14 protein-coding genes are annotated in these 15109 nt (G+C 60.8%); 4 read left to right on the forward strand and 10 right to left on the reverse strand.

Features of this window, described 5'->3' with window-relative positions; all coding sequences use genetic code 11:
- Nucleotides 1–29: 29 nt before the first annotated feature.
- On the reverse strand, nucleotides 30–1052 hold the full coding sequence (locus INF32_RS02020; protein WP_226386745.1) for a uroporphyrinogen decarboxylase family protein: 1023 nt from the start codon (nucleotides 1050–1052) through the stop codon (nucleotides 30–32).
- Nucleotides 1053–1349: 297 nt separating this feature from the next.
- Between INF32_RS02020 and prmC the strand changes: the two genes are divergently transcribed.
- From prmC to INF32_RS02035, 3 genes are read left to right on the forward strand one after another with little or no spacing between them, the layout of a single operon-like run.
- A complete protein-coding gene (gene prmC / locus INF32_RS02025; RefSeq protein ID WP_226386746.1) occupies nucleotides 1350–2222 on the forward strand; it encodes a peptide chain release factor N(5)-glutamine methyltransferase in 873 nt (290 codons plus the stop codon).
- Complete coding sequence (locus tag INF32_RS02030; protein WP_226386747.1) at nucleotides 2204–2713, forward strand: regulatory protein RecX; 510 nt, start codon at nucleotides 2204–2206, stop codon at nucleotides 2711–2713. The genes prmC and INF32_RS02030 overlap by 19 nt, the downstream gene beginning before the upstream one ends.
- Nucleotides 2714–2721: 8 nt before the next feature.
- Nucleotides 2722–4482, forward strand: coding sequence for a M23 family metallopeptidase (locus INF32_RS02035; protein WP_226386748.1), 1761 nt, complete (start codon nucleotides 2722–2724; stop codon nucleotides 4480–4482).
- Between the two features lie 136 nt (nucleotides 4483–4618).
- Here INF32_RS02035 and INF32_RS02040 read toward each other — a convergent pair whose 3' ends face one another.
- From INF32_RS02040 to holA, 5 genes are all read right to left on the reverse strand, one after another.
- A complete protein-coding gene (locus tag INF32_RS02040; RefSeq protein WP_226386749.1) occupies nucleotides 4619–5458 on the reverse strand; it encodes an aminotransferase class IV in 840 nt (279 codons plus the stop codon).
- Nucleotides 5459–5462: 4 nt separating this feature from the next.
- Entirely contained in the window at nucleotides 5463–6077 is a 615-nt protein-coding gene (locus INF32_RS02045) for a rhomboid family intramembrane serine protease (protein ID WP_226386750.1), read from the reverse strand.
- A 181-nt stretch (nucleotides 6078–6258) separates the two neighbouring features.
- Complete coding sequence (locus INF32_RS02050) at nucleotides 6259–6693, reverse strand: hypothetical protein (protein ID WP_226386751.1); 435 nt, start codon at nucleotides 6691–6693, stop codon at nucleotides 6259–6261.
- 76 nt (nucleotides 6694–6769) lie between these two features.
- Nucleotides 6770–7375: a Crp/Fnr family transcriptional regulator gene (locus INF32_RS02055; protein ID WP_226386752.1), complete on the reverse strand. Its 606-nt coding sequence runs from the start codon at nucleotides 7373–7375 to the stop codon at nucleotides 6770–6772.
- A 30-nt stretch (nucleotides 7376–7405) separates the two neighbouring features.
- A complete protein-coding gene (holA, locus tag INF32_RS02060; RefSeq protein WP_226386753.1) occupies nucleotides 7406–8479 on the reverse strand; it encodes a DNA polymerase III subunit delta in 1074 nt (357 codons plus the stop codon).
- A 204-nt stretch (nucleotides 8480–8683) separates the two neighbouring features.
- Here holA and INF32_RS02065 point away from each other — a divergent pair, with 204 nt between their 5' ends.
- Nucleotides 8684–10513 carry a heparinase II/III domain-containing protein gene (locus tag INF32_RS02065; RefSeq protein WP_226386754.1) on the forward strand — a complete coding sequence of 610 codons (1830 nt, stop codon included), beginning with the start codon at nucleotides 8684–8686 and terminating at the stop codon, nucleotides 10511–10513.
- 55 nt (nucleotides 10514–10568) lie between these two features.
- Here the strand turns inward: INF32_RS02065 and INF32_RS02070 are convergent, their stop codons facing one another.
- Genes INF32_RS02070 through INF32_RS02085 form a run of 4 tightly spaced genes read right to left on the reverse strand, consistent with a single transcriptional unit; the run spans nucleotide 10569 to nucleotide 15107 of the window.
- Nucleotides 10569–11573 (reverse strand): uroporphyrinogen decarboxylase family protein, encoded by a 1005-nt coding sequence (locus tag INF32_RS02070; protein WP_226386755.1) that lies wholly within the window; start codon nucleotides 11571–11573, stop codon nucleotides 10569–10571.
- 21 nt (nucleotides 11574–11594) lie between these two features.
- Nucleotides 11595–12485, reverse strand: coding sequence for an AraC family transcriptional regulator (locus INF32_RS02075; protein WP_226386756.1), 891 nt, complete (start codon nucleotides 12483–12485; stop codon nucleotides 11595–11597).
- Nucleotides 12486–12511: 26 nt separating this feature from the next.
- Entirely contained in the window at nucleotides 12512–13723 is a 1212-nt protein-coding gene (locus tag INF32_RS02080; RefSeq protein WP_226386757.1) for an AGE family epimerase/isomerase, read from the reverse strand.
- Nucleotides 13713–15107, reverse strand: coding sequence for an MFS transporter (locus INF32_RS02085; RefSeq protein WP_226386758.1), 1395 nt, complete (start codon nucleotides 15105–15107; stop codon nucleotides 13713–13715). The genes INF32_RS02080 and INF32_RS02085 overlap by 11 nt, the downstream gene beginning before the upstream one ends.
- Nucleotides 15108–15109 lie beyond the last annotated feature (2 nt).

Here is a 15109-nt window from a genome sequence, read left to right on the forward strand (position 1 = left end):
CCCTGCCGCGGCGGGTACGGCGGGCGGAGTTACAGGGCCCAGTTCCGGGCGGTTTCGACGAATTTTTTCACGTTCTCGTGGGGTGCGTTTCTCGGTATGGCACAACCGGCGTTGACCACGAGCCGCGGACAGCCGTCATACCGCCGCAGCAGTTCTATGGTCTTCTCCTCCACGTCCCGGACCGATCCGAAGGTGATTACTCCGCTCGGATCGACCGTGCCGAACAGGGTGCAGGTGTCGTGCATCACCCCGTAAATCCGGTCGATGGGCGTCTTGTAATCCAGTTCCACGGCATCCAGCCCGATGGTGGCCATCTCTTCCAGGATCAGATCGGTGTTGCCGCAGATATGCAGCAGATAGGGTTTCCCGCATGCGTGGGAGTAGTCGCTCACGATCTTTTCGTAGGGCAGGGCGAATGTCCGGTACATTTGCGGAGAGATCATGTCGGGTCCGGCCGGGCTGTCGCCGTTCGACAACATGTCGGCGCCCGCTTCCGCCATCAGACCGATCATCTGCTTGGTGATACCGGTCGTGTACCGCAGCAGTTTCACCGAATTTTCCTCGTCGAGCATCAGGTCCATCATGAAATTGGCCGGAGTACGCACCATGGTGGCGAGCGAAAAGGGCGACTGGTCGCAGTTTCCCCGCACGTAGACCTCTCCTTTGAAGTGGTTCTTGAGGATGCGCACCGTCTCCAGTGCGTGCTGTACGCGGACGCTTTTCGAGATATCCACCTGTTGCAGCGAATCTACGTCGGCGAGGTTTTCGAGCAGCGGCTCGTGGGTACGCGCCGGTTCGTCATCGGGGTAGTCGGTCTTTACCCCGATGGCCGAGGCGAGCAGGGCGGTGTCCACGTCGAACAGCACGCCGTCCAGCCCGTACCGTTCGACCGATTCGATCAGGCTCCGGGCCGCCAGTTCGGGGCTCTCGCGGTACTGTTTCATGTTGATGCCGGCGAGTTCCGCGGCGTGCAGGAAATTGTGCAGCATGACGGGCCGGCGGTCGGGCATCCGTCCCTCCAGCGCAGCCTTGATTCTTTCGTATCCGTTCATGGTCGTTCGTTTTCGGTTGTATGGAATGATGTGTTCTGTTTCCTTTGCGGTGTCCGGGTGTCGGCGGCCCATTCTTCGGAATGCTTGCCGCGGCCGGAACGACGGCCGTTCCGGTTCTGGCGCGACCGGCCTGCGTGCCCGGCCGGCGGTGCGTTTTGCCGTCCTTTCCCCGGGTAAAAATAGTCAAAATCCGCCAGAAATGATTTTCGGAAGGGAGGAATCGGCGAACTTTCGGCGGATGGGCGTCCGGAAAACCGGTAAAATTTCGGTATCTTTGTTCCGTAAATGGACGAACCGATGACACGCCGTGCGCTTTTCCTTTCCCTTTGCGAACCGCTCGTACCCTTGTACGGGCAGGAGGAGGCCCGCGCCGTCGCCTGCCGGGTCTGTGAACGGATCGGCGGCTTCACTCGGCTGGACGCGGCGGTCGAGCCTCTGGCCGAAGTGGCGTTCCGGCCCGGATGCGATGAGCGGACGGTCCGGCGGATGGTCGGGGAACTGGCCGCCGGGCGCCCCGTGCAGTACGTGTTGGGAGCGGCTCCGTTCTGCGGCCGGGAGTTCCGGGTGGGAGAGGGCGTGCTGATCCCCCGTCCCGAGACCGAGGAGCTGGTGTGGTGGATCGTCTCCGACTACCGTTCCGTGCGGCCGCTCCGCCTGCTGGATGTCGGCACCGGCAGCGGGTGCATCGCCCTTTCGCTCGCGCTGGAGCTGGCGGGGGCCGAGGTCTCGGGTGTGGACGTTTCGCCCCGGGCGCTGGCCTTCGCGCGGGAGAATGGCTCCTTGCTCGGTGCCGCGGTGCGGTGGGAGCGGGCGGATGTGCTCGATGCGGACGATCCGTGGTGGCGCGGCGGGGACCGCTGGGAGGCGATCGTCTCCAATCCGCCTTATGTGCCCGCCTCCGACCGGGCGTCGATGCACGTCAACGTGCGCGATTACGAGCCGGGGGAGGCGCTTTTCGTGCCCGACGACGATCCGCTGCTCTTCTACCGGGCCGTCGCCCGCCGGGGCCGGGAAACCCTCGCGGAGGGAGGGCGGCTCTACTTCGAGATTTACGAGGGGCTGGCTGCCGAGACGGTCCGCCTGTTGGAGACGGAGGGGTACACGGAGGTGGAACTCCGTTGCGATATGAACGATAAACCGAGAATGATCCGATGCAGAAAGATGACCTGAAGCGGGAACGTCCGGCCGGTCCGCGTGTGAAAACGCCGGAACAGGCCCTGCGTTCGCTGATGAACCTGTGCGCCAAGACGGAGAAATGTTCCGGCGACGCCCGGCGGCTGATGACCCGCTGGGGGGTGGAGCCGGCCGCGCAGGAGCGGATATTGAAAACCCTTACCGACCAGCGTTTTATCGACGACGGGCGGTATGCCGCCGCTTTCGTGCGGGAGAAAATCCGGCTGAGTGGATGGGGGGCCTACAAGATACGGGCCGCCCTCTCGGCCAAGCGGATCGCCCGGGAGGTGATCGACGGCGCGCTGTCGGAGCTGGACGGGGAGGCCATGCAGGGGCGTCTGCGCGAGGCGATGGTCCGCCGCATGCGTTCGATGGATGCCGATACGCCCTATCGGACGAAGGGCCGGCTCGTGCGCTACGGTCTCTCGCTGGGCTACGACTACGAGACGGTGTTGTCGCTGACGGACGAATTGATGAACGAAGAGTGATTTTTCCGATGAAGAAGCTGTTTTCCATACAGATAGTCGCGGCCGTCCTGATATGCTGCCTTTGGTCGGCGGGTTCCCCGGCTGCCTTTGCGGTGAAACCGGAGCCCGGTTACTACCGCTTCCCGCTCGATATGCCCGCGTTGCTCTCGGCCAATTTCGGAGAGGTGCGGGCCAACCATCTCCATTCCGGGATCGACATCAAGACGGGCGGTACGGTGGAACATCCCGTGCTGGCCGCAGCCGACGGCTACATTGCGCGCGTGGTGCTCAACCCCTCGGGTTTCGGCCGGGCCCTCTATGTGGCCCATCCCAACGGGACGACCACCGTGTACGGACACCTCGACCGTTTCACGCCCGCTGTCGAACGTTATCTGAGGGACGAACTCTACCGCCGGGAGCGGTGGAAGGCCGATCTTTTTCCCGGAGCCGGGCGGTTTCCCGTGCGCCAGGGAGAGGTGATCGCCTATTCGGGCAATTCGGGTTTCTCTATGGGACCCCACCTCCATTTCGAGGTACGCGAGACGGCTTCGCAGCGTACGGTCAATCCGCTCGCCCTGCGCCTGTTTCCGGTGAAGGACGATCTGCCGCCCCGTATCGTGAAACTCTACTGGTTCGGGGTGGACACCCTGCGGGGGGTGCCCGTTCATTCGGAACCCCGCCCGGTCGCGCTCCGGGAGTGCGGTCCGGGCCGTTACCGGACGGTCGACACCGCCGTGCTGGAGGTGGGGTCCCGGGGCTATTTTGCCGTGGAGACCACCGACCGCAAGAACGGCACGGCCAACACGATGGGGGCCTACCGCGTGACCCTGCGGCTGGACGGCCGTACGCTCTTCGATCTGAGCAAGGACGGTTTCCTCTTTTCCAATACGCGCTACGTCAACTCCGTGTCGGTCTATCCCCTTCAGCGGGGCGCCCGTAACGAGTTCTACCGGCTGGCGCTCCAGACGAACAATTTCCTGCCCTCCTACCGCACGGTGCACAACCGGGGGCTGATCGCCCTGCCGGATACGCTGCCCCATGCCGCGGAGATCGAGATCGAGGACGACAACGGCAACCGTTCCCGGCTTTCGTTCCGTATCCGGCGGGGCGGGAGCGGTGCGCTCTCCGTGTTTCCGGCCGACAGTGCGGCCCGGATAGTCGACTGTCGCCGTCCGTTCACGGGCGACCGCGACGGGATGCGTGTGTCGATTCCCGCCCGGGCGCTCTACGAATCGGTTTTCTACCGTCAGGAGAGCGCGGAGATTCCGGCTTCGGTCCGGCGGCCGGTCTATTCGCCGGCCTTCACATTTCTTTCGCCCGACATTCCCCTGCACCGTTCCGCGACGGTCGGGCTCCGGGCCGACGGTCTTCCCGCATCGCTCCGGGCCGGGGCCTGTCTGGCCCGTATCACCCCGAAAGGGACGCTCTCCTATGCGGGCGGCAGCTGGAAGGAGGGTTGGGTGACGGCCTCGGTGCGTGAAGCGGGCACCTACTGCGTGGCGGCCGATACCGTGCCTCCCCGCATCGCTCCGGCTTTCCGCGAGGGGGCCGACCTGCGCCGGGCCACGGAGGTTTCGTTCGTGATTTCGGACGACTTTTCGGGAGTGGCCGATTTCCGGGCTACGGTGGACGGACGTTGGGAACTGTTCGAGTACGATGTCAGGAGCCGCCGCATCACCCATCGTTTCGATCCGTCCCGTCCGGCTACGGGGGCACGCCACTGTGTGACGCTCGAGGTGACCGACGGCAAGGGAAATAAAGCGCGGTACGAGGGAGTTTTCCTGCGCTGAGCGGGGAGAGGGTGTCGTCCGTGCGGTTTTTCGGATCTTCGGAGGCGTCGTACGGGCCGGTGGTTTCGTACCCCGTCGGTGTATTCCGGATTGATTTTTCTCCCGGATATATGCACTCTTTCCGGAGTTGTGCCGGTCAGCGGATGCCGAATTCGAAATTCTTTTTCCGGGCCGCCCGCTCGAGGAGCGCGCCCAGTTTTTCGGCCGTGATGTTGAAACCCATCCGGCCGTCCCACTCCAACAGGCTTACCACGCCCTGCGGCGTCAGGCAGAAGAGTTCGTCGCAACGGCGGAGCGTTTCCACCGTGAGTGTCTCCTCCCGTACGGACACTCCCGCTTCGCGGCAGAGTTCCAGTCCCAGCTGCCGCAATACGCTCTCTGCCGCTCCGCTTTCGACCGGTGTGGTGAGCACGGTGTCGCCGCATACGGCGAACAGCGGGTTTTCGCCTGCGCCCGTGACGACGCCCTGTCCGTTTTCCGTCAACGCAAGGTCGTATCCCGTCCGGCGGGCGTACTCTCCGGCAAAGGTGTGGGCGATGCGTGAGAGGGCGGTCTCGTGCTCCGGGAAGGGATAGTCGTAGGGGAGGGTGACTGCCTTCAGACGGGAGTGCCACAGCGTGTAGCCGGGGTAGACGAGGGTTTCCGTGCAGCTGACCATGCGTGGTCCCGGTCGCCCGTCCCGCGGAGGAAAGAGGTAGAGCGTCACCAGATTGCTGACGGCCGGATAGCGGTTCTCCTCCAGCGTGAGGGCGATTTCGTGGCGGAGGGTCTCCTCGTCCGCGGCAGGGACGGTGCCGTAGAGGGCCCGGTAGCTTTCCGTGAGCCGCTGCGTGTGGGCGGCGAGGTGGAGGGGACGGTGCGCCAGCGTGTGGATGCGTTGGTAGAGGTATCCCGACGAGAGCAGGCGGTCGGTGTCGAACTCCGTCCCGTTCCGCTCCCTCAGCGTACCGTCGATACAGACCCTGTCGCCCCGCATCGCCTCAGAATCTGAATCCCTGGAGGAAAACATGGATGAGCGATGGGCTCATCAGCAGCGGGAAGACGAACCCGTACACGGCTCCGAAAATATGGGCGTAATGGTTGATACGGTCGCCTTCGCGGCGGGCCGACCACCGTTCGTAGAGCAGGTAGAGCACGCCGAAGACGATGCCCGGTATGGGGATCACGCCGAAAAAATAGATCATGCCCAGCGGCTGGAAGAAGATCGAGGCGAAAACCACGGCCGACACGGCTCCCGAAGCGCCGATCGAGGTGTAGCGGGGATCGTCCCTCCGTTTGAAGAAGTCGTAGAGCGAGGCTGCGACCATACCTCCGAAATAGAGGAGGAAGTAGGTGAGGTAAGCGTCGGAGATGACGCCCGCGAATTCCTGGATTTTGAATATCCGTTCCATGAGTGCTCCGAACGACCACAGGACGAACATGTTGACCAGCAGGTGAGTGTAGTCGGCATGGACGAACCCGTGGGTCAGCAGCCTCCACCACTCCCGTCGGTGCCACACGGCATAGGGGTTCATCGAAAGCCGTGAGACCAGATTTCGGTTGCCGAAGCATACGATCGAGACCGCGACCGTCAGAAATATCAGTATGTACGTCATCTTGTCTCCGTTTTTTGTGATCGGCGGACGGTCGGTGTTCGCCGCCGACGGGACAAAGGTATGAAATTTATGCTGACGAAAGGAGAAAACCCTCTCTTTTCTGTCTCTTGCGGCCGTTTCCGTGCGGTTCGAGGTTTGCGGGGCGGTCGTACGGAAGATTTCCGGAGAGGAATGTCTGTTTTCAGGGTCTCCCGCTCACTCCTTTTTTCAGGATTTTCCATCGTTTGACCATGTGTCCGATGCCGAGTATCCCGAATGCGATTCCCGTCCCGTAGTGTACGGTTCCCATACGGGAGCCCTCTCCCCGGGTAAACGCCAGCAGATACACTCCCGAAACCGCTGCGGACAGGAAGACGAGGGTGAGTGCGGCCGTGATCCTGTTTCTGCGGCGCCGCGGATTCGGCCGCGGTTTGTACCATGTCCGGTGGTGTCCGATGTGCATGGCCGCTGCGGTCACGAATGCGATGTTCGCCAGCGTGTGGACGATGGACCACTGATGCCAGGCCGTGTGCGATTGGAAATGGCCGGCGTAGTGGATGCCGATGCCGGAAAGGAACGAGAGAGGGAATAGGACGGCCAGTGCCAGGTCGGTGCGGAAACGTGTTTTTTGTTTCATCTCCTGAGAAGTTTCGGTTTCGGTGCAAAGGAACCCGAAACGGGACGAACGGACGATAACAATTGTTAAGAAATGGCTATCGGCGGTTGCGTATGCGGCTTAGCGACACCGGAGTGATGCCGAGATAGGAGGCGATATAGTGCTGGGGCACCCGTCTGACGATGTCGGGGCGCTCGCGCAGCAGCTCTTCGTAGCGCTGCCGCGGCGTGTCCCTGATGCGGGACAGGAACAGCTGCTGGTAGGTGCGGAACCTGTCTGTCAGTTTCTCCTCGTACAGCAGCCTCAGGGAGGGCACATTGCGGAGCAGACCGTAAAGGTCGTTCCGTCCGATTGCGACCGCTTCCGTTGCTTCGATGCTTTCCAGTGAGAACCGGCTCGGCAGATGCCTGTGCATGCTGTCGAACGAAGCGACGAAATCCCCTTCGAAAAAGAATTGAAACGTGATGTCCCTGCCGTCGTCGAGGAAAAAAAGACGCAGGCAGCCTTTTTTTATCAGGTAGAGGATGTCCGCTACTTTCCCCTCTTCGAGCAGGAGCGTTTTGGCCGGGATGGATATGGTTCCGATCCGGTTGCCGAATTCCTCTATGCAGGCCCGTTCCTCCTCGGAGAGATTTTCCATGCCGTCGGGCACGGATGCGCCGTTCGTGGGGAGGCTTTGCGGCAGACGGTCGAAGATATTCATGGCGGCGGGGCGGCCGAAACAGGCGACCGGTTATAGATAGAAGATTTTGAGCAGCAGCTCCTTCAGCAATTCCCCTTCGGCGGCCGAACCTCCGTTCATCCCCTTGCTCTTGAGGTCGTACTCGCGCAGCAGGCCCAGGATCGTGAAGACCTTTTTGTTGGGGTAAAGACCGGCCGCCTGCTTGTATTCGTTCAGGAAGAACGGATTGGGCAGTTTGAGCATCCGGCTCAGTTCCATGTCCGGGGGCATCTGCACACCCCGGTTGCGCACCAGCCAACGTTGGTAGTTGAGGATGAAGATACGCTGGAAATGGCTGAACAGGGTGCTGATCGTCACGATCAGCGGGTTCTCCTTCGGGTTGCGGGCGAAGTGGTCGGCAATCAGCAGCGCTTTCTCCATGTTCCGTTCCGAGAGGGCCCGCGTCAGCTCGAAGTTGTTGAAATCCTTGCTGATACCTATGTTCTGCTCGATGTGGTCGGCCGTGATGGCCTTCGTCCCTTCGGGCAGGAAGGTGAGCAGTTTGGCCAGTTCGTTGGAGATTTTCGCAATGTCCACGCCGAGGTGGTCGGTGAGCATCGTGAGTGCCTTGGGCTCGATCGTGCACCCTTTCGAGCGGATGAAGTCGGAAAGCCACGGACCGATCTCGTAATCGCGCGGGCGCACCGATTCGAACACCTCTCCCCGCTGGGCGATCTGTTTGTAGAGCTGTGTCCGCTTGTCGAGGCTCTTCTCCTTGTGGCAGAGTACCAGAACGGTCGTGGCGGCGGGTGCCTGGGTGTAAAGCGCGAGCTGGTCGATCCTGCGCAGCTGTTGCGCTTCCCGCACGATCACCACCTGGTAGCTTCCCATCATGGGCATCTGGCGGCAGAAGTTGATGATCGCTCCGCACTCGCTGTCCTTGCCGTAGACCACGATCTGATTGAAGGCCCGTTCGGCCTCCGTGAGCACTCCGTTCGCCAGCCTGTCGCACAGTTCGTCGATGAAGTACCCCTCCTCGCCCATGAGCAGGTAGACGGGGGCGAACCGGCGGGCCGCGATCTCCTTCTGCAGCCGACCAAACTCGGCTACGCTCTCCTTGAATGTGGTTTTTCCGCTCTTTGCCATGATCCCCGCAAAGATAGGAAGATTTCGCGTAAAACGGGCGAAAAGGCGTGCGAATCTCTCCGCCGGAGCGTTTCTTCTGTCCGGAGGCCGGGCCGCGGAACCGGTTCCTGCAACTCTCCGGATGAAAAAACGGCCCCGCGGAAGCGGATATTCGCAGAATTGTGCTATTTTTGTCTCCGTTAAACCTTAAAATTTCAGATTCCGATGAAAATTCTGCGACCGATCCTTTGTCTGTTCTCCGTTTTCCTCTTCTGCCTGCCGGTCCGTCTGCCAGCTGCGGACCCGGGGTTCGACTATGATCGGGCAGGGGCGCATCCCCGCATCCTGCTCGGGAAAAAAGAGATGCGGCAGCTCCGGAAAACCGTGAAGGAGAATCCTCCGCTCGGTGCGGTGCATGCCCGGATACTCGAACTCTGCGACGGATTTCTCGAAAAACCCGTGCTCGAACGCAAGATGCTCGGGCGGCGTATGCTGTCGGTTTCCCGTAACGCCTTGCAGCGGATATTCTATCTCTCCTATGCCTACCGCATGACGGGCCGGACGGAGTATCTGGAACGGGCCGCGAAGGAACTCGATGCCGTGAGTGCATTCTCCGACTGGAATCCGTCCCATTTTCTGGACTGCGCCGAGATGACGATGGCTGTGGCGATCGGCTACGACTGGCTCTACGGCGACCTTTCCTCCCGAACGAAGGAAAATGTCCGCCGGGCCATCGTGGAGAAGGGTCTGGGTGCTTCGCTGGTGCCTCGGTACGAACAAATGTTCACCACGCGCAAGAACAATTGGAACCAGGTGTGCCACGCGGGGATGGTCTACGGGGCGCTGGCGGTGCTCGACACCGACCGGGCGCTCGCGGAGAGGGTGATCGTCCGGGCCGTGGAGAACAATCCGGGCGTGATGGAGATGTACGCGCCCGACGGCGTCTATCCCGAGGGATACAGCTACTGGGGATACGGCACCTCGTTCGAGGTGATGATGCTGGCCGCGCTCGAACACGCTTTCGGGTCGGATGCCGGGCTCTCCCGTTTCGCGGGTTTCGACCGGACGGCCGGTTACATGCTCTATATGACGGGCCCTTCCGGGCTGGCGTTCAACTATTCCGATTCGGGGCCGGGGGTGAACGTGCATCCCGCCATGTTCTGGTTCGCGCAGCGTTACGGCAATCCCTCCTGGGTGTGGACGGAGAGCCGGCTGATCGGTTCGGACCCGGGCCGCGACCGGCTGTTGCCCGCGCTGGTGGTGTTCGCCCGCGGCCTGGATTTCGACAGGGTGGCGCCGCCGGCCGAAAAGGTATGGGCGGGCGGAGGACCCAATCCCGTGGTGCTGGTGCGGACGGGATGGAAAGACGATCTGCAGGACAAGTATCTTGCCATGAAGGGCGGGTCGGCCCAGTTGAGCCACACTCACCTCGACATGGGCTCTTTCGTCTACGATGCGGGGGGCCTGCGATGGGCGATGGACCTGGGTATGGTGGACTACAATTCGTTGGAGAGCCGGGGCGTGAAGCTCTGGGGCCGGAAGCAGAATTCCGAGCGCTGGACGATATTCCGTTACAATAACTACGCTCACAATACGCTCACCGTGAACGGCCGCCTGCACGACGTGCACGGATTCGTGCCCGTTACACGGGTGTACCGGGAGGGACGCGAACTGGGCGGCAGAATGGACTTGTCGGCCCTGTTCCCCGATCTGAAAAGTGCGGTGCGCAAGGCCGTGATCGTCGATGAGAAGCGGCTGGTGGTCGAGGACCGGGTCGTGGGGGGCGAACGGCCGGCGGTGCTGCGTTTCAGCATGGTGACCCCGGCGCAGGCCGAGATCGTGGATGCGGAGACGATCCGGCTCACCCAGCGGGGGCAGACGATGACGATGCGTTTCAAAGGAACGCGCTCCCTCGCGGTCAGGACCTGGCCTACGAAGCCCGCGCGGCCGTACGAGCCCTCGAACGAGGGTACGGTGATCGTCGGCTTCGAAGCGGAGATTCCGGCAGGTGCCGCCGAGACGTTCGAGATGACGCTGGAAGAGGCTGGAAAATAGAAAACGGAGCGCACGGAATGAGTCGCGCTCCGTTCCGGATAGTCTCCGGGTCCTATTACAGCGACAACTGCCGCAGAAGGACCATATTTTCCCGTGGCGTCATCATCGGGATTTCGCAGCCGCCCGAGAGAATCCAGTTTTCGGCGGGAACGGAGTTGCGGACCGTTTCGTATGCTGCGCCGATCCGCTCCCTGTCCCCTTCCAGAATGACGGCCACCGGGTCGAGGTTGCCGCTCAGCATTACATCCGGCCCCATCGCCCGGTGGGCTGCAGCCATGTCCACCATCCAGTCGATGTCGAGAATGTCAGCCCCTTCGCGTGCAATGAGAGGGAGCAGGTGAGTGATGTCTCCGCAGATATGCAACTTGACAAGGGCTCCTTTTTCATGGATGAAATCGAATAGTTCCCGATGTCGGTCGAAAGCGAATGACTCGTACATATCTGGCGGTATCTGCGAGCAGATCGCGTCGCCTACCCCGACGATGTCTGCTCCGGCCTCGATCTGGGCTGCCGCGAAGGCCTTGCCCATTGCCAGCGTCTTGTCGCAGAGGGCATGGATGTCGTCGGGAGCCAGCATCATCTGCATCATCGCTTCGCTCATGCCCATCAGGTCGGCTGCTTCGGCCAGCGGACCTTCTACCCAGCCGATGACCGGGAATCTGCTGCCCAGTTCCCTGCGGAACAGCCGTACCCCTTCGATCCGGTCGAGGGTCCGTTCGTGAGCGTATACGTCCGGCAGGGAGAGGCGGTCGATGTCGGTGCGGTCGTGCACGATTTTTTCCGCAGAAGGTGAGTCGTTGCCGGCGAAGCGGATCGCTGCCCCGAAAGCCGCAGTTTCGCGGTAAGGATCGGAGATCACGCTTACGGCGTCGTGGTCGTACAGTTCGAGGCATTTCAGATTCGCGGCGACCAGCTTCTTGTGATCGCGCATCAGCTCTTCGTAGGTCATGCCGCTCACGTGGGAGGCGTGCATCATCAGGATCGGGTGGAACGGAATCCGTCCGTCGGCCGTTTGGGGTGTGCGCAGCCGGGCGTGTATTTCATTCAGTTTTGGATTCATGGCTTTGTGGTTTTGGTGTGGTTACAGAATCAGTTGTTTCTTGCGGTACATGCTGCGGAAATCGCGGGGCGAGCACCCCTTTCTCCGCTTGAAGATACGGTTGAAGTTCGACAGGTTGTTGTAGCCGCACTCGTAGCATATTTCGGCGATGCTCTTGTTGGAGTCCACCAGCAGACGGGAGACGTGTCCGAGCCGGATGTCCGCCAGGTACTCCGTGAAGGTCTTGCCCGCGTGTGCCGTGAAAAAGCGGCTGAAGGCCACTTCGCTCATGCTGACGATCGCGGCCGCATCTTTCAGGGTGATGTCCTGAGAATAGTTCTCCTTGAGGAATTTGTCCACCTTGCGGATACGCCGGCTTAGACTGCTCCCGTTCTGTTGGGCGAACGAATTGCTGGCCAGCGTGCGCATCTCTTTCGAAATGGAGAGTTCGTACAGCAGCGTAAGGAAATTGAGTACGGAATAGAACCCGACATCCTCCAGCGTGAGCGAATTGAGTAGGTAACGTACCTTGAGGATGGTGGACAGCGAGAACGCCACTCCCTTGCGGGCCTGTTCGAACATGGCGCGGATGGATTTGAACTGGTTCTTGTTGAGCACCGATCCCGAGAGCCAGTCGCCCGAAAACTGGATCGTGATTTCGCGGATGTTGCCCGTCGTGCAATGATGGGTCTGCCATGCGTGTTCGAGGTTTTCGCCCGTGATGAGCACCATGTCGTAGTCGCCGATCTCCTCGATCGAATCGCCCACCACACGGAGGGCTCCCGTCGCGTTCTCCACGTAGTTGATCTCGAATTCCGTGTGAGAATGGATCGGGAAGTTGAATTCGCTTTTTCGGCGTTCGATCACGTAGATGCAGTCCGCCTCGGAAAGGGGCGGCAATTCGTGCAATACGCTGCTTCCTGTCTTCTCCATGTCTGTGTTGTTGCTATGGTTTCCCTCTATTTCCCTCCGACCGGGATGCCTGTGCGCCCGATCAGTTCGAGACACATGCGGCTGTTGTGATACGGACATTTCCAGAATCCGGCGCGGTCTCCTTCCGTGTTCACGAGGCCGTCTCCGTGGATACTCCAGAGCCACTCTCCGGCCGGCCGCAAGGAAAAATGTGCGTCGATGTACTGCCATGCCTCTACCGCCCGTTCCAGAGCGGTCTCGTCACCGAAATGGTGGTAGAGGTTGAAATATCCGACTACCGTTTCGGCCTGTACCCACCAGTGGCGGTCGTGGTCGTAGCGTCCGGTCGTGCGGTCGAATTCGTAGATCATGCTTCCGTCGGGCCGGAGTCCCTCTGCGGCTGCCTGTGCGATCTTCTTGGCGAGCGGTTCGATACGCTGCAGCGTATCGTGGTCGCCCAACACCAGCGCCGTTTCGTGGAGCAGCCATGAGGCTTCGATGTCGTGTCCGAAAGAGACGGTATTGCTTTGCAGGTTCCATGCATCGTCGAAAAAGAGCCCCAGATGTCCTGTCTCGGGATCGACGATCGTTTCGGCGAAGATCGAGAGCAGTTCCCGCAGTCGCTGCCCGAGCAGCGGATCGTGCCAGACGCAGTAGAGGTTCGTATAAGGTTCGATGATATGCAGGTGCGTGTTCATCGTTTTGCTCAGGTTCTCGTCCTTTTCGCTCAGACGCATGTCTTCGATCGGCGACCAGTCGCGTCCGAACGCTTCGAAATAGCCTCCGTTCACGGGGTCGTGGACATGTTCCTCCAGCGAGCGGAACAGTTCGATTGCGGCTCGGAGCGACCGTTCGTCTCCCGTGGCACGGTGGTATTCGCTCAGACCGTAGATGGCGAATCCGATGGCATAGCTCTGCTTCTTCGTGTCGAGCGGGTGGCCTTCGTGATCCAGAGACCAGTAGATGCCGCCGTAGTCCCGGTCGATGAAGCGGTCGAGGACATAATCGCGGGCGCGGGTCGCCATTTCGAGGTATTCCGGGCGTTTGAACACCCGGTAAGCCGCTGAAAAGGTCCACAGAATGCGGGTGTTGAGCACCGCTCCCTTCGGGGCGTCGGGAACCCGGGTCCCGTCGAACGTCACCTGCCCGTAGAAACCGCCGTTTTTCTCGTCCTGCGTGCGGGTGATCCAAAAGGGCAGAATGTTGTCGAGAAGTTCTGTCCGCAGCGATTCAGCCAGTCGTATTGCTTTAGGATTCATGGCGCAGTTTTTTGAGTTCGTTCTGTATCTCGTTGATTTTCTTTTCGCTGAGCGGATAGATCGAGATGAAGACCACTCCGAGGACGGCACTGGCTGCCGGCAACAGGCTCAGCATCATGCGGATACCGTTGAGGGCTTCGGGTGTCTGCGTCGTATTGGCCTCGAATCCGAAATAGGCGAGTAGCCATCCGGTTACGGCTCCTCCGAAAGTCCAGCCCAACTTCTGCGACATGCTCGATGCGGAGAAGATGAGACCGGTGGCACGCCGGCCCGTATTGACTTCGGACCAGTCGGCCGTGTCGGCGTACATCGACCACAACAGCGGGAAAATGGACCCGGCGCACATGCTGATCAGCACTTGAAGGCCCATCATCATCCATACATCGTTCGGTCCGGCGAAAAAGAACAGTACGCTCAGCACGGCCGCTCCTGCCATCGCCCACAGGTAGGCCATTTTCCTCCCGATCCGTTTCGAAACGGGTACAACCAGAATGATGCCCAGAATGTTGGCCGCCTGTCCGAGCACGAGGTAAAGTGTGGTCAGCGAGAACGACAGCCCCGTAAATCCGAGGCCGGTTTCGCTACGGGCGGCTTCCACGTAATATTTGAAATAGTAGGCTGCGGCACCGTCCCGGATCGAGTTGAAGATCAGTGCCCCGACCCCGGCCGCGAAGAGTATCCACCACGGACGGTTGCGGAACAGGTCGGAGACATCCTCTTTCAGGGAATTTTTTTCCGTTCTGACCGGAATCACCCGTTCGCGCGTCCAACGGAACGTGCAGAAGAAGAACAGGACCGTGATGATTGCGAAGAGCGTTACCGCATACTGCCATCCGGCCGCCTGTCCACCGAACCGGCTGAAATAGTGTACGAGCGGTTCGATGAAGGTCAAGACAAGGATACTACCCAGAAAGGCGAAGATCATACGGTAGGAGGAGAGTTCGGTGCGCGTGTCCGGATCGGGGGATATGACGCCCAACAGCGAAGCGTAGGGCACGTTGACCGTGGAATAGACCATCATCATCAGCGTGTAGGTGACATAGGCCCATACGATTTTTCCGGTCATTCCGAAATCGGGCGTCGTGAAGGTCAGGATGCCCAGCACGCCGAACGGAACGGCGAACCAGAGGATGAAGGGGCGGAAGCGTCCCCAGCGGGTACGGGTGCGGTCGGCGAGTATGCCTACGACCGGATCGACGAGCGAATCCCAGATGCGGGTGATGAGGAACATCGTCCCCACTGCGGCGGCCGGCATGCCGAACACGTCCGTGTAGAAAAAAAGCAGGTACATGCCGAACAGTTTCCAGAAGATGGAAGAGGCGGCGTCGCCCAGCCCGTAGCCGATTTTTTCCTTGAGTGTTACCTTTGTCGCGCTGTTTCCCATGA

This window comes from Gallalistipes aquisgranensis, from assembly GCF_014982715.1.
GTDB classification, from domain to species: domain Bacteria; phylum Bacteroidota; class Bacteroidia; order Bacteroidales; family Rikenellaceae; genus Gallalistipes; species Gallalistipes aquisgranensis.

Excerpts from the sequence above, each read along its gene's own strand:
- INF32_RS02020 (WP_226386745.1), bottom strand. The coding sequence starts at position 1,052 with ATGAACGGATACGAAAGAATCAAGGCTGCGCTGGAGGGACGGATGCCC.
- prmC (WP_226386746.1), top strand. The coding sequence starts at position 1,350 with ATGACACGCCGTGCGCTTTTCCTTTCCCTTTGCGAACCGCTCGTACCC.
- INF32_RS02030 (WP_226386747.1), top strand. The coding sequence starts at position 2,204 with ATGCAGAAAGATGACCTGAAGCGGGAACGTCCGGCCGGTCCGCGTGTG.
- INF32_RS02035 (WP_226386748.1), top strand. The coding sequence starts at position 2,722 with ATGAAGAAGCTGTTTTCCATACAGATAGTCGCGGCCGTCCTGATATGC.
- INF32_RS02040 (WP_226386749.1), bottom strand. The coding sequence starts at position 5,458 with ATGCGGGGCGACAGGGTCTGTATCGACGGTACGCTGAGGGAGCGGAAC.
- INF32_RS02045 (WP_226386750.1), bottom strand. The coding sequence starts at position 6,077 with ATGACGTACATACTGATATTTCTGACGGTCGCGGTCTCGATCGTATGC.
- INF32_RS02050 (WP_226386751.1), bottom strand. The coding sequence starts at position 6,693 with ATGAAACAAAAAACACGTTTCCGCACCGACCTGGCACTGGCCGTCCTA.
- INF32_RS02055 (WP_226386752.1), bottom strand. The coding sequence starts at position 7,375 with ATGAATATCTTCGACCGTCTGCCGCAAAGCCTCCCCACGAACGGCGCA.
- holA (WP_226386753.1), bottom strand. The coding sequence starts at position 8,479 with ATGGCAAAGAGCGGAAAAACCACATTCAAGGAGAGCGTAGCCGAGTTT.
- INF32_RS02065 (WP_226386754.1), top strand. The coding sequence starts at position 8,684 with ATGAAAATTCTGCGACCGATCCTTTGTCTGTTCTCCGTTTTCCTCTTC.
- INF32_RS02070 (WP_226386755.1), bottom strand. The coding sequence starts at position 11,573 with ATGAATCCAAAACTGAATGAAATACACGCCCGGCTGCGCACACCCCAA.
- INF32_RS02075 (WP_226386756.1), bottom strand. The coding sequence starts at position 12,485 with ATGGAGAAGACAGGAAGCAGCGTATTGCACGAATTGCCGCCCCTTTCC.
- INF32_RS02080 (WP_226386757.1), bottom strand. The coding sequence starts at position 13,723 with ATGAATCCTAAAGCAATACGACTGGCTGAATCGCTGCGGACAGAACTT.
- INF32_RS02085 (WP_226386758.1), bottom strand. The coding sequence starts at position 15,107 with ATGGGAAACAGCGCGACAAAGGTAACACTCAAGGAAAAAATCGGCTAC.